Annotated in this window: 14 protein-coding genes; 6 read left to right on the top strand and 8 right to left on the bottom strand. The window is 40.4% G+C overall.

The features are described 5' to 3' along the window. Positions 1-395: 395 nt before the first annotated feature. Positions 396-1,019 (bottom strand): class I SAM-dependent methyltransferase, encoded by a 624-nt coding sequence (locus ACPPVU_RS22820; RefSeq protein ID WP_426669042.1) that lies wholly within the window; start codon positions 1,017-1,019, stop codon positions 396-398. 70 nt (positions 1,020-1,089) lie between these two features. Here ACPPVU_RS22820 and ACPPVU_RS22815 point away from each other — a divergent pair, with 70 nt between their 5' ends. The 3 genes from ACPPVU_RS22815 to ACPPVU_RS22805 are packed head-to-tail and all read left to right on the top strand — an operon-like array spanning position 1,090 to position 4,110. Beyond that, the gene (locus tag ACPPVU_RS22815; RefSeq protein ID WP_426669041.1) at positions 1,090-2,931 is read left to right on the top strand and encodes a CocE/NonD family hydrolase; all 1,842 of its coding nucleotides are present in this window, start codon (positions 1,090-1,092) and stop codon (positions 2,929-2,931) included. Between the two features lie 20 nt (positions 2,932-2,951). Then, entirely contained in the window at positions 2,952-3,698 is a 747-nt protein-coding gene (locus tag ACPPVU_RS22810) for an RHS repeat-associated core domain-containing protein (protein WP_426669040.1), read from the top strand. A 1-nt stretch (position 3,699) separates the two neighbouring features. Continuing rightward, on the top strand, positions 3,700-4,110 hold the full coding sequence (locus tag ACPPVU_RS22805; protein WP_426669039.1) for a hypothetical protein: 411 nt from the start codon (positions 3,700-3,702) through the stop codon (positions 4,108-4,110). A 206-nt stretch (positions 4,111-4,316) separates the two neighbouring features. On the opposite strand, the gene ACPPVU_RS22800 is transcribed toward ACPPVU_RS22805, so the two are convergent. From ACPPVU_RS22800 to ACPPVU_RS22770, 7 genes are all read right to left on the bottom strand, one after another. After that, entirely contained in the window at positions 4,317-4,610 is a 294-nt protein-coding gene (locus tag ACPPVU_RS22800) for a hypothetical protein (RefSeq protein WP_426669038.1), read from the bottom strand. 77 nt (positions 4,611-4,687) lie between these two features. Further along, complete coding sequence (locus tag ACPPVU_RS22795; RefSeq protein ID WP_426669037.1) at positions 4,688-5,167, bottom strand: hypothetical protein; 480 nt, start codon at positions 5,165-5,167, stop codon at positions 4,688-4,690. Positions 5,168-5,619: 452 nt separating this feature from the next. Continuing rightward, a complete protein-coding gene (locus tag ACPPVU_RS22790) occupies positions 5,620-6,507 on the bottom strand; it encodes a hypothetical protein (RefSeq protein WP_426669036.1) in 888 nt (295 codons plus the stop codon). 29 nt (positions 6,508-6,536) lie between these two features. Continuing rightward, positions 6,537-7,814: a metallophosphoesterase gene (locus ACPPVU_RS22785; RefSeq protein WP_426669035.1), complete on the bottom strand. Its 1,278-nt coding sequence runs from the start codon at positions 7,812-7,814 to the stop codon at positions 6,537-6,539. Between the two features lie 15 nt (positions 7,815-7,829). Next, positions 7,830-9,332, bottom strand: coding sequence for a sigma 54-interacting transcriptional regulator (locus ACPPVU_RS22780; RefSeq protein WP_426669034.1), 1,503 nt, complete (start codon positions 9,330-9,332; stop codon positions 7,830-7,832). A 74-nt stretch (positions 9,333-9,406) separates the two neighbouring features. Next, positions 9,407-10,504 (bottom strand): vWA domain-containing protein, encoded by a 1,098-nt coding sequence (locus ACPPVU_RS22775; RefSeq protein WP_426669033.1) that lies wholly within the window; start codon positions 10,502-10,504, stop codon positions 9,407-9,409. 180 nt (positions 10,505-10,684) lie between these two features. Beyond that, positions 10,685-11,560: a carbohydrate kinase family protein gene (locus tag ACPPVU_RS22770; protein ID WP_426669032.1), complete on the bottom strand. Its 876-nt coding sequence runs from the start codon at positions 11,558-11,560 to the stop codon at positions 10,685-10,687. 62 nt (positions 11,561-11,622) lie between these two features. On the opposite strand from ACPPVU_RS22770, the gene ACPPVU_RS22765 reads away from it, so the two are divergent. From ACPPVU_RS22765 to ACPPVU_RS22755, 3 genes are all read left to right on the top strand, one after another. After that, positions 11,623-12,042, top strand: coding sequence for a YybH family protein (locus ACPPVU_RS22765; RefSeq protein ID WP_426669031.1), 420 nt, complete (start codon positions 11,623-11,625; stop codon positions 12,040-12,042). Positions 12,043-12,107: 65 nt separating this feature from the next. Continuing rightward, positions 12,108-12,917, top strand: a complete 810-nt coding sequence (locus tag ACPPVU_RS22760; protein WP_426669030.1) for a helix-turn-helix domain-containing protein — start codon at positions 12,108-12,110, stop codon at positions 12,915-12,917. A gap of 63 nt (positions 12,918-12,980) precedes the next feature. Then, positions 12,981-14,432, top strand: a complete 1,452-nt coding sequence (locus ACPPVU_RS22755) for an alpha/beta fold hydrolase (protein WP_426669029.1) — start codon at positions 12,981-12,983, stop codon at positions 14,430-14,432. The last annotated feature ends 1 nt before the right edge of the window (position 14,433 follow it).

Here is a 14,433-nt window from a genome sequence, read left to right as displayed (position 1 = left end):
TCGAAGTGCGGTGCGCAGAGGCCTCACCCGCCGATGCTTCGACGAGCTCAGCATGACAACGCTCTGTTTTGGTATAAAAAGAAACAAAAGGGTGTCACACTGAGCATGTCGAAGTGCGGTGTGCAGAGGCCTCATCCGCCAATGCTTCGACGGGCTCAGCATGACAACGCTCTGTTTTGGTATAAAAAGAAACAAAAGGGTGTCACACTGAGCCTGTCGAAGTGCGGTGCGCAGATGCCTTACCCGCCAATGCTTCGACAGGCTCAGCATGACAACGCTCTGTTTTGGTATAAAAAGAAACAACAGGGTGTCACACTGAGCCTGTCGAAGTGCGGTGCGCAGAGGCCCACCCCGCCAATGCTTCGACGGGCTCAGCATGACAACGCTCGATTTGTTTATGATTCCTTTCTATAAACTGTTGAAAGGATAAACTCCCCAAAGAAACTCTTCTGATCTATCACTCTATATTTATATTTCTTAAAGCATTTTTCAATCTCAGGTAACTTTTTGGCTTCTATCCGGCATATTAATCTGAAAAATAGGATCATTGATTTTAGCAAAAATGATTGCCACCATTTTCCTGTCGGCCTAAAATCGGTATTGAGCCATAGGCCTCCTGCTTTAAGTTGTTTATGCAGATGTGCAAATACTGTTTGCAGTGTTTGTTCTGTGAAATTATCGAACAGGAATGGGGTGATCAATACATCATAACTATTTTGCCCATCCGTGTTCTCAACCGGTTCGTTGATATAGGTTACCTGATTACTGCCAACATTACGGTTACGCGAAAGCGCCATCATCTTTGCAGATATTTCTACATAAGTGATCTTTAAGCCGGATGGATGCAATTTTGATATTTCCTCTAATATCCAGCCGGTGCCACCTCCTGCAATTAAAATATTGCTTCCGGGGGGGATGTATTGCAATAAATATATTTGCGCCCTGACTAAAGCCTTGCCATAAATCAGCCTTGAAAGCCGATCATAAAACCAGGCAGAATTATCGTAGTTGGCAGCCATATCACAATAGACGGTAAATTAAAGGATAGTTATTATATTTATTGCAGGTATCCTTCAAACATCGTCACAAATGAAAGCATTTTTTAACCTCATCGTAATCCTGGTAATTTTATTTTTCAATATATCGTCAGTATCTGCACAGCAAACTAAACCTGACGATAAGTATAACCGACAGGAAGTAATGATACCAATGCGGGATGGGATTAAACTGCATACGGTTATTTTCACGCCTAAGGATCAAAAAGAAAAATTGCCTTTCCTGATGCTCAGGACGCCTTATGGTGTAAATGATAATCCAAGCCCGGAGAGACAGGGCTATATAAAGGACATGGCTGAGGATGGTTATATTTTTGTTTTCCAGGATATAAGGGGCCGGTATTTATCAGAAGGTAAATATGCCATGATGCGCTTCAGTCGCGATAAAAAAGATCCCAAAGCAATTGATGAAAGCAGTGATACTTATGATACTATAGATTGGTTGCTGAAAAATGTGCCTGAAAATAATGGTAAGGCAGGAATGTATGGCATATCCTATGATGGCTGGACCACAATTATTGCTGCAACTGACCCGCACCCGGCACTAAAGGCGGTTTCTGAACAAGCCACCCCATCTGATATGTTTATGAATGATGACATACACCACAATGGAGCTTTCCGGTTAAGTTACGCGTTTGAGTATGCTTTTATGGAAGAAATATCCAAAACCGACTCGCTTTACCAATTTGGTAATTATGATACCTACAATTGGTATTTGAAACTTGGCCCATTGTCTAACATTAATAAAAAATATGTACACAATGTACTGCCAAGCTGGAATGATTTTACAAAACATCCTAATTACGACGAATATTGGAAGAAACAATCACTGGCCTACCGCCTTGATTCACCAAGATTGGCAATTCAGCACGTAAGTGGCTGGTGGGACCAGGAAGATATGGTTGGTCCGCAGGATGCTTATAAGGTATTGGAGAAACGGGATAAAAATCATCAGAACTTTATTGTAATGGGGCCTTGGCGCCATGGTGGCTGGGCCGGTGGCGAAGGTAAAAATCTGGGAAATATTAAGTTTGACGACCAGGCTACGGGAACTTATTTCAGGAAAGAAATACAGGCCAAATGGTTTGCCTGGTATTTGAAAGGTAAGGGAGATGGCAATTTTGCCGAAGCGATCAGTTTCCAGACGGGATCAAACCAATGGAAAAATTATACGGCATGGCCTCCTAAGGAAGCAACCGTAAAAAATATCTATTTCCATTCGAATGGAAAACTTTCATTTACCCCGCCTTCGGCAACAGAAAGTAAATTTGACAGCTATGTATCTGATCCGGCTAAACCTGTTCCGTACCGGGCAAGACCAATAGAAGAAACTTACGGACCGGGATCAAGATGGTATTTTTGGCTGACCGAAGACCAGCGCTTTGTACAAAACCGTCCTGATGTGCTGAGTTGGGAAACAGATACACTTACAGATGATATTACTGTAACCGGCAACCTGCTTGCAAAGATTTATGCCGCAACTTCGGGTACTGATGCTGACTGGGTGGTAAAACTGATTGATGTTTACCCGGCAGAATATAAAAAGGAACTCAAGATGTCGGGATATGAATTGATGGTGGCAGCAGATGTTTTCCGTGGCAGGTTCAGGAAAAGTTTTGAGAAGCCTGAACCGATGATACCTAATAAAGCAGAATTATACACCATTGATCTGCATGGTATCGATCATGTATTTAAGAAAGGCCATAAAATCATGGTACAGGTGCAAAGCACCTGGTTTCCGATCATTGACCGTAATCCGCAGAAATATGTGCCTAATATATTTGAGGCGACGGAGAGTGATTATCAGAAAGCGACGGAGATGATCTATCATTCAGCGGGTGCGGCATCGTGTATTGGTTTGTCGGTGGTGGAGTAGGGAATAGAGGCTGAAATACTTTGAAAGAGCTGCAGGAGGAGCTGACAGAATACGATTACGGCGCACGGTTCTATGATCCGGTCATTGGAAGGTGGACAACGATTGATCCGCTGGCGGAGAAAATGCGAAGATATTCACCTTATAATTATGTATTTGATAATCCGATTTCATTTATAGATCCTGATGGTATGGGTCCCGATAAACTTCATATAAAAGGAAGTAAGACAGCTACGGATAAAGCGAAAGCATTAATTAAGCTGGGGACTGGTGGGTTTTTTAAAGCGAATATCTCCAAAAGTGGTAACGTCACATTATCCGGCACTGGCAAAGGCGGCAGCATGACTGCGTCGCAGAAAGTTTTTACTAATGAGTTAAAAGGGATTATAAAAAATTCAAAGACTGAGACTGTAACAGCCGTCGAAAGCGACCCTAAAACTACTGTTGGAGATATAAAGACTGCAAAAATTGATGTAGACGATATTAATAAGTTTGGAAAAACAGGTGATTTGCTTACGAAACAAGGAGCTTTTATTCATGAAATAGAGGAGCAAGAAGAAATTCAAATTAACGGTCAAACGGATCAGGCAAGGGCTCACATAGACGCAACAAATATGGAAAATAGAGTAAACGGTTCTGCAAGTAGTCCTATTAGAAATTCGGATTCTAATGGTAACACAATTGTGCCAGTAACTAATCTTTCTAATGGAACCATTAAAAATGTAACTGTTGAAATCAATAATGGGAATGTCACTAAAGTTGATCAATAGTATGAGATATTTTGTATTTATACTCACGCTAATATTTACAATTTACGGCTGTCGGAATCAAAGTGGCATTTCCAAGTCAGAAAAAAATAAATCCCAATATAAAGTTGATTCTGTTTTTAAGAAATCGTTCTTAGACTTAAATTATACTTTAAAGTCAAAAAAAGTGATGACCAGAGACGAGATTACTTTCATTTATTTATCAACCTATTTGTCAGGTATCCAGATAGACGTTCAATCTTATTCTGGAGTTCCTGAACTTGATTCAAAAAAATTAATTGAATTTGAAAGTTGGTACAAGGAAAACAAAGACAGAATAATATGGGATCGAGTGAAGAAAGGATTAGAGATTTTAAGATCCACTCAAATTGATCAAAAACAAATAAAAGAGCTGGAATCTTTAAAAATTAATTAATTATTTCACGAAGAAATAAAATACAACAATAAAATTCCCTGGTCCTGGCGCAATGAAGCGCAGGGCGGTGTATAAAAGCTTCTCATGTCAGGTATATGAAGACAACCAAGCCCAGCAACAAACTGGGCTTTTACTTTTTATATGCCGTCCTTGATTTAGCATTTGTGATAAGGCCATAATACTGTAAAGGCGAGCGCTGGGCTATATTATTTCTTCCCCTTAAGGAGTTCCACTTTTTCGCGTTCGCTTGCCAGCAGCCGTTCCAGTAAGGCTACCTTTTCATCATAAAGCTCCACGATCTTTTCGATGGGGCTGAACTGGAACTGGTAGTTGACGACGGTATTGCCGGTGGCGGTGTCTGCATTATGCTGAATGTTATTAAAGATGGCTTCCTCGCTGAATAGCTTGATGGCTTCCGGGGTCACAACCCGCTCCCGCGAGTTTGTAACTCGTGTGATATGCAGAACAAAAGCTTTCAGCTTAATATCGAGCCTAACCACAGCGTTGGGCTTTACTTTTTTATAGGCGCCCTTGTTTTACCTGCCCGTGATACCCGCTCCAGGTTGGGAGGATTGGTTTATTTAATAAAATAAATTTTGCCAGAATCTTCCAGTTCGGAAATGATTTGATCGTCGTATTGAAATTTAAATAAGACCCACTCTGTATCTGGTTTATAAAATATAAATGAAAATCTTATAGGTTGCTTTTCATGTTTAACCAAATAGGTTAAAAGAACCAAATCAGAAGACGCGTCCTTTTCGGTAATTAGCACTTTGCCTTTGTAATTACCAATAAATCTCCGTGTAGAATCTAGTTTATTTTTCAAATTATCTAATTGATCAGGACTTGCTAGCAAATTGTTAGAGCTAAAAATATAGTCAACGGCTTTGGATGTACCTTCTTCTTTATACTTTTTAAAGAAAACCTCTATAGATTCATGGACTTTCGTTAAATCAATTTCCTTAGCCTGTTCTTTAGAATTAGCAATTCGAGATTGAGAATTTGATGAATGGCAACCGACCAGGCAGATTAACATAGCAAATAAAAAAGGTTTCATAATTTTATTAGGCGTTAGAGTGAAATATTGAATGTTGTGGGTTAATCCAAATATTCTGGATCTCATAGAAGCGATTCAAATTGTACAAGACGAAATAATTCTATTCCTGGAATATTGCCTACCAAATTGGATATGATTTGAATTGTCAAGGCTCTGTGATAGGTTCATAAAGCCAAAAGTATTGTTTAAAAAACTATTGTCAATATTTATCTTAATATATTTAATGCTATTCTTGGGACTATCCTGGTTTTAGCGTGCTGGAGAGACCATCTATGGAGTAGAGGATGTGTTCTCTATCTTTCCTCGGGGAGTTGCTGGCTGGTTAGCTGCTTCTGCAACAAGTGGTGACACTGTTTTGTCAGTAGTTGTAAAAAATTAAAGCCTTAATAATCAGATTTTTGTAAGTGTTCATGAGCGCGTCATATTGCTGTGAACGTGAACACCTGAAATAATCAGATGTACTTGCTAACCTGGTTAAATGCGATCACAAAAAGATATTGCAGGATCAATACGCCATCCATATAAAAGAAATAGTAATACTCATTCTTTTCCCATTTGGATTTAAAAATGAGCCAGCCTGTTAGTACTACGGTAAGGGTTAGTGCCCAAAAATCAGTGTTGAAACCATGGTTCCTAAAGAGAAATAGTAATGCTACATAGCCTGCAAGCAATACTTGGCAAAATAAATAAGCATTCTTTTCGCCCCAGGCCACGGGGATGGTTTTCAGGCCGGATTGTTTGTCTTCAAATAGGTCGCGGATGTCAAAAGGAATTGCCAATGCACAAATAAATAAGAATCGTTTGGCTATTAATATAGTTGTATCCCGCATGGATATGGTTGCCAGTTGTGCGGCTTGTGACTCCAGTACAGGTAACAGCACAACGCTCATCGTCCATACCAGAGTGATCATAATTAGTTTTAAACCGGGGATATTGCGTAAGCCAAATTTTTGGTCCCCTATAGTAAATAGCGGTAATCCATAACCGAAGGAGAGAATAGCCAAAAATATCAGCAGTATTTTAGATGCGGTAGCTATTAAAAAGAATAGGGGGATTAATGATAGCAGCGAAACTATCGTAAAAGTAACCATCAGCCTGTAGTGAGAAAAAAACCAGCGGATACGCCGGTAAGGGGATTTTTCAGGATGTTTAGGTTTACTAATCAGAATACTGAAATTATAAATACCAAGCGTTGAGGTAAACAACAGCCCTAAAACGGGATAAATGGGCTTTGAGCCGATAAGATAGAAGGTCAACAATCCCTGGGCGACTGCGCACAATGACATAAAAACATTGCTGAAGAGCAAGAAATCGAAGGCAGGCTGTAATAGTTTCCTCATTGATAGAATGAAAAAATGATAAGCCGCTTTTATGCCCGGTTTTGCAACGATGGGTCGGGGGAGGCTTTTAGTTCAAATATCGTAATCTCCGGCAACATTCCAAGCCTTCCGGGGTAACCTAAAAATCCATAACCGACATTTACATATAGTTGCTGTGGTCCTTCATGATAAAATCCTGCCCACTCGCTATAAATATATTGGATCGGGCTCCACTGAAAATGTTCGGCCTGGATGCCAAACTGCATACCATGAGTATGGCCAGCGAACATCACATCAATCTGCGGATAATGCGGCAGAACTTGCGCACGCCAATGTGATGGATCATGTGAAAGCAGTAATTTAACGGGTAGATCATCTGTGTTTTTTGTAGCCAGATCAAGTCTGCCGCGTTTTGGGAACCTGCTTAATGAACCCCAATTCTCAACCCCAAGTATGCCTATCTCGTCGCCGTTGACTTTTAAACGGCGATTTTCATTTCTTAGTAAATCCCAACCCATGTTTTTATGGGTATCAATAATATCCTGGAAGTTTTTATCCCTGGCTGCTTCAGTAGCCCAATTAGCATAATCGCCATAATCATGATTACCAAGGGACGAATAAACGCCAAGAGGTGCTTTTACTTTACTGAATAAGTCCTGATAACCATACATTTCATCAGATTTGCTGTTTACCAGGTCTCCCGTAAAAAATATAAAATCCGGTTTTTCCTTCATCAACATTTCCACACCACCTGCTACCGCTTTTTTATTATAAAAACTGCCTGAATGGATGTCCGATATCTGTCCTAATTTAATTCCATCAAACGCTTTTGGAAGATTGGGCAGATAAAGCGTGCGATGTTTTACACGGTAATCATATACGCCCGAAATTGTGCTATAAATTATCCCACCCAATGGGATGGAACCTGCAAGCAAACCTGCTTTCATCAAAAATTCGGAACGTGGGATATCATTCGGCCCCGGTTGTCTTATCGTTTGGCCTTTCGTTTTTGACTTTTGCTTAAACCAGATAATTAACCGCCTGATATCATCAATCAGGATAAATGGCAGAAACAAGACTTTTCCAATTGCCATCAGGAAGAATCCGAGCAAAAAAACCGAACGCACGCCAAGGCCTAATCGAAGAAAAATGCTCAGGAATATTCCGACTATAAAAATGAGGGATATTGCCCAATACCAAACGGTAAATGCTCGTTTATGCGAAAATTTCCATTTTTTCAGGCCGAGACGTATACCGCCTATAAGATAAAAGTCGGCTATTAAAAAGCCGACGCATATCATTATTATAGTAGGGAGTTGCTGCTCCATTAAATAAAAGTCGAATTAATAACGGTCATCATCAATATCCAGGTCGTCCTCATCCGGTTCCAGGTTGAACAGGCTGTTGAACATATCAGAAAATGCAAAGCCATTATCCAGGAATCCTTTATTTAACTGCGAAAACTCTGCCAAACCATGCAATACAAATTCCATCAACAGCAATTGTTGATTGGCACTCAGTTTAGGATGGAATTTTTTAACTAATTCCTTTAATCCAGCTACAGAGTTGAGTGTTTTTTTATACTCCTCAAAAGGTAAATCATCATTTAATAGGACAGTATTGCTGTCGCCAAACCAATTAATGATCTCAGCGTATGGATTAGGTGCTTTTGATTTTTTAACTTTTTCAGGATCAGGGAAAAATTGTAACAGCAGCGTTTTTATGGCCTTGCCGATCAGCATATTGGCTACTTTAGCCGGGCCTTCCAGCTCGCCTTCGTAAACCAATTCAATTTTACCGGTAATAGCAGGTATCACACCCAGGAAATCGGCAATACGTATAAAGGTTGACGATTCCCCGTTCAGGATCATCCTTCTCTCTGCATTACTTACCAGATTCTCAAAAGCAGATATAGTTAACCTGGCTGATACACCAGACTTTTTATCAATATATTCTGAACTGCGCGCTTCAAAAGCGATCTGCTCTACCATATCCTTTACAAGACCGTCGACTTCAATTGCCACTTTTTGTTCTGGTGATAGCAAAGCTTCCTGTTGAGTTATCTTTCGTGATATTTCAATAGAACGCGGATAATGGGTTAATATCTGGCTTTCGATGCGGTCTTTCAACGGTGTTACGATAGAACCACGATTGGTATAATCCTCGGGGTTAGCCGTAAATACAAATTGCAGATCTAAAGGCAAACGTAATTTAAAACCACGTATCTGGATGTCTTTTTCCTGCAGGATATTAAATAATGATACCTGGATACGAGCCTGCAGATCGGGAAGCTCATTGATCACAAATATTCCCCTGTGTGCACGTGGTATCAACCCAAAATGTATTACCCGCTCATCAGAATAATGCAGTTTCATTGTAGCTGCCTTAATCGGGTCAACATCTCCGATCAGGTCGGCAACGGTAACATCAGGGGTAGCCAACTTTTCAGTATAACGTTCAGAGCGATGTAGCCATGCAATGGGAGTATTATCTCCTTTTGTATTTACTTCGTTATGCCCGAACCATGAAATTGGGTTCAGTGGATCATCATATAGTTCGGATCCTTCAATGTATGGTACATATTCGTCCAATAGGTTAACCATCAAACGGGCAATACGTGTTTTAGCCTGGCCACGCAAGCCAAGTAATAAAATATTGTGCCTTGATAGGATGGCAGTTTGCAGATCAGGGATGACCGTATCTTCAAAACCTACGATCCCTTCAAAACCACCTTCGCGCTTTTGAAGTTGTAATATCAAGTTCTGTCTTAATTCATCTTTAACCGACCGGCTTCTGTAATCAGATTTTTTAAGCTGGCCTAATGTCTTTATATCTTTATTAGTCATTTGTCAATAGTCATTAGTCATTTTTCATGGGGTAGATAAGGATTTACACATCTGCATATCAGCAAATTCGCACATCACCTAACCGTTCTTCTTCTATTTTTAATATAGTCCTCAAAAATATATTCCCCTAAGCCATTTAGCGAACTGTAGAACGCTTTTCCTCCATTTGTCTCGGTAAATTTACGTACAAACTGTTGCAGGTAAGGATCTTTGGCGATCATAAAGGTGGTGATGGGTATTTTAAGCCTTTTACACTGTGCGGCCATATTGAGTGTTTTGTTCACTACTTTGCGATCAAGCCCTATGCTATTCTTATAGTATTTATTACCTTCCTTTAAACAAGTCGGCTTACCATCGGTGATCATAAATATCTGCTTGTTGTGCGTTTTACGGCGACGAAGCAGATCGGTAGCCAGCTCAAGACCGGCGTATGTGTTGGTATGATAAGGGCCCACTTGTAAGTACGGCAGATCCTGTAAAGTAATAGGCCATGCATCGTTGCCAAATACTACAATGTCCAAAGTGTCTTTCGGATATTTCGTCCTGATCAGTTCGGCTAATGCCATCGCTACCTTTTTAGCAGGGGTGATTCGGTCTTCGCCGTAGAGGATCATGGAATGGGAAATATCGATCATCAGCACGGTAGAGGTTAAGGTTTTATAATCCATTTCCTCTACTTCCAGATCACGCTCGGTCATTGTAAAATCGCCGATACCGTGGTTGATCTGTGCATTGTGGATAGACTGGGTCATGTCGATCTGGTCCAGACTATCGCCGAACTCGTATTCGCGACGCTCAGCATTCTTCTCATCGCCCTGGCCTGATTGCGGCGAACGGTGATTACCCTTCCCTGATTTTTTTAGTTTACCGAAAATTTCTTCCAATGCCGATTGCCTGATGCTTTGTTCAGTTTTCGCAGTAATGCGAAATTCGCCATTTTGATTATTTTCGTCTAAATATCCTTTTTGTTTCAGTTCATCAATAAAATCACCCATACCATATTCGTCATTGGTGATGTTATATTGCTTATCCAGCTCATTCATCCAGGCCAAAGCTTCGCCTGCATCGCCCGCGGTGTAGTTAAGCAATTCCAGAAACAACTTTAGTAATTCGTCAAATCCGCCTTTGGGAATTTGTCTGGGTGTAAATTTCGAAAACCCGAAGCCACGCATAATTATCCTTTCAACTATAAAGTAACGGATAAATTCTATGAAAAGTTTAATGCAAAAGCCATCGGAACTAAAATGTTAGGCACGTATGACAATCCTTTTTTAGTAGCAGTTGCAGTTTTAAGTTGCAGTGTGATTTTATCTATAAAATTTTACTGCTGCTACTGCTTCTGCCACTGCAACTTAGGATAGCCCAAGCAATCTACGGATATTATCATCATATGGAGGATTAGCACCACGCTTGCCGGCAACAAAAGCACCAACAGCACATGACTTATCTACTAATTGTTGCATTGGTTCGTTTTTTAATAATCCATTGACGAATGTTGCCAGGAAAGAATCTCCTGCACCAACTGTATCGCCGACCTGGACAGGGCAACCAGGTGAATCATAAAAATCATGGTCATGCCATACAATGGCACCATGTTCGCCACGTGTTACGCAAATGGTTCTGCTATGATACTTGGATCTAAACTCCATGATCTGGTCTCTCAAATCCCTGTTGCTTCCTCCAATTAATAATTTCGCTTCTTCTTCGTTCATTTTCACCACATCGGCCCGGGCGGTCAATGTTTCAATGGTGGATAGGGTATAGTGAGGTGCGCGGAGATTTACATCAAATATTTTTATTGCTTTGGTTTCATCCAATAGATTTAATAAGGTATCGCGTGTAGTTTTATCCCGGCAAGCAAGGCTTCCATATATAATAGCCGAAGCCTTTTCTGCAGCTTGGGTCAACAAAGCATCAGTTTGAATATTATCCCATGATACCGGTTTAGGTATTATGTAGGTAGCTTGCTGATTTTTATCCAGTTCAACTGTAACCTCGCAGGTAGGAAGGACCTCATCCCGTTGTATCAATTCAGAATACAAATCGCCCTTTTTCAGAAATTCAACCAGTTCATCGCCCGAAGGATCGCTTCCAATACGACTTGCAAAAGATACATCCACACGCTGCTGCTTCAGATGCATCGCCACATTCATGGGTGCACCACCGGCTTTCTTGCCATCTTCAAAAGTATCCCAAAGAATCTCACCGAAGCATAAAACGTTTTTCATAGGCTAATAGGTTATGGTACAAAGCTAAAAGCTTTTTAACTACAAATTGATTATTTTCGGATATGAAAGCACTAATAGTTTTTTTCTCCATGCTGCTCTGTTACTGTTCATCATTTGCACAAGATAGAGAGGCCGTTATGAAAGTATTGGAAGATCAGCGCCAGGCATGGAACCGGGGTGATATTGATAGCTATATGCAGGGCTATTGGAAATCAGACTCATTAGTGTTTGTTGGCAAAACCGCGCCTGTTTATAGCTGGCAAGGCACATTGGATCGTTATAAAAAATCCTATCCCGGTAAAGCTGCAATGGGCAAACTTACATTTGATATTATCCAGGTAAAAATATTGGACGATCATAATGCATTTGTATTAGGAGGCTGGCATTTAAAGCGAGAAAAAGATGCGCCAGGTGGATATTTCACCTTGTGGTTAAAGAAAATAAATGGTGAATGGAAGATAGTTTGTGACCATACATCCTAGATTTGAGATATTAGATGTGAGACAAGTGGGTGTAACGAATTTTTTTAATCCACGTCTTATAAATAATGGTTGAGATATTTGATAACATACGTAAGATATATACTTTCAGCAATGCCTGTCCCGAATTGGCTGATCACATCGAATTTTTTTCTGAATCTTCTATCGAATCAACTCAAAAGTATATTGGCAGTTCTAATTTCTCGGTAAAAATGTTCCCAAGCTGGACGCCTACTTTTTATATCAACCTGGGTGCTCCTTATTTAATAACAGTTGGTCAGCAGCAGCGCCGTATTAATTCAAAACAGGATATCCTGATCTTGCGTAATTCTATAGTTGAAAGATATAATAGCCCTTCGGATAATATTTTCACCGTCAAGTTCTATCCGGGGGGATTGGAGGCTGTTTTAGGCATCAGTCAGCTTAAATGTGTCGATCGAATTGTTGACCCCGGTGCTATTTTACCCTCAAAACTTCTGGATCAGATCAAAAAGCCAATAACATTTGCAGAGCGATGCGAACTGATGCAGGATTACCTGTTAAACTCATTCAAGGAGCGTCAGCAGAAAGACCATTACCTAAAGTTTGTTCGAGATTGCATTGATAATTATGGTTTGCCAGACATGCAATTAAATACCTGCGAAATAGCAGAGAAAATGTTTGTCACTTCTAAAACTATCAACCGTTATTTTAACCGTGTGGTCGGTATATCTCCTAAAAACTATTTTTCAGTTATGAGGGCACGTACGGCTTTAACTCATTATGTAAATAATCAAAAGGATTTTGCTCCCTATGATTTCGGCTATTATGATATGAGCCATTTCTATAAGGAAGTAGTAAAGTTTACCGGTAAAAAGCTTATTGAGCATGCCGCTTAAGATTGTCCGTTTTTTACTAAATATACTTATTCCAAAGCTTTTATTTTGTTGAAAAGACTTTACATGATGAAACGCTTACTATTAATAACAGCACTTATACTCTTCTTTCAGCAGATAACCATTGCCCAGCAAAAAGGATATACCCCAAAAATTGAACCGTGTGACTGCGCTTTTAAAGCGGATAGTAACCTGAAAATCCGCTGCGCCTATCTAATAGTACCCGAGAATCGGCATAAGCCCAATGGGAAAACCATCAAACTGCCTTTTATTTATGTTGAAAGTGGTAACCCCAATAAGCGTAAAGATCCGGTATTGTATACCGGGGGAGGGCCAGGGGCCAGTTCGTTGAGAAGTGTGAGGGGAAGTTATCGGCGTGCACTTCTAAAAAACAGGGACTATATCGCTTTTGAGCAAAGGGGCACCCAGTTTGCATTGCCCTGCCTGGAGTGCGGTGTGGTGGACGATGCAGTTAAAACAGCGTATCGAAAAAATTTGAATATTGACAGCATGGTATTAGAGGGCGTAAAAATGCGCCGTAAAAAACTTTTGGCTGATGGCATCGATCTGTCTGCCTATAATACCGAGGAAAGTGCAGCGGATATTGAAGATTTGCAGCTGGCCTTAAAAATTGATTCACTGAATTTGATGGGCATATCATATAGCGGGGGACTGATGATGACGGTTTTGAAAAACTATCCTCAAGGCGTCAGGTCATTAATCCTGGATTCCCCTTTGCCTGAATTTATAAATATTGATGAGGAAGAGCTGACCAATTTTAATGAAGCGCTTAACCAGGTGTTTCTCAGCTGCCAAAGGGATTCCCTGGATAAGGAAAAGTATGCGAATTTAAGGGCTGCATTCAGGGAGTATTTGACGTCTATCGACGGCAAAAAATTTACCATCAGTTATCGTGAAAAAAGCAGTGAGAAGGACGAGGTGATCTATTACTCACGCAATGAGTTGATCAGTGTAGTAAAAAACGCTCTTGAAGACTATCCCAGGATCAAAGATGTACCTTTTATTATTACGGAACTGATCAAAGGCAATCATCAGCTTTATATCAAAGCCTTATTAGATGGTGTCTTTTCGGGGAACAGTTATACATCGGCTATGCGGCTATCGGTTTATTGTTCCGATAAAATGGCTTATGCCCGGCCTGCCATCATCGCTCAGCAGGAAGAAATTTATCCCTATATGGCTGGCTTTCATGTCAACGATGTTTACGGGCCATTATGCGATTGCTGGAAAGTGCCTGCTATTAACGCATCGGTAAAAATGCCTTTTTATTCCAATGTGCCGGTATTGCTTGGCGCAGGAGGATTTGATGATGCCTGCAGGCCTGTATATAACGATATGATACACCATTATATGCCTAATAGCCAGCGATTATTATTTGTAAAAAGGCCGCATGCGTCCCTTTTGAATTCACACGCGGGTGATCCTTTTATAAGCCAATTTCTTGATCACCCCTATAAAAAAATCGAATCTGATATCAAAGATATCATCGCTTACTAAA

Origin of the sequence: Mucilaginibacter sp. McL0603 (genome assembly GCF_049992945.1) — a bacterium.
In the GTDB taxonomy this organism is placed as follows: domain Bacteria; phylum Bacteroidota; class Bacteroidia; order Sphingobacteriales; family Sphingobacteriaceae; genus Mucilaginibacter.
Note: the sequence above shows the minus strand (reverse complement) of the source record. Positions and strands in the feature narration are given on the sequence as shown.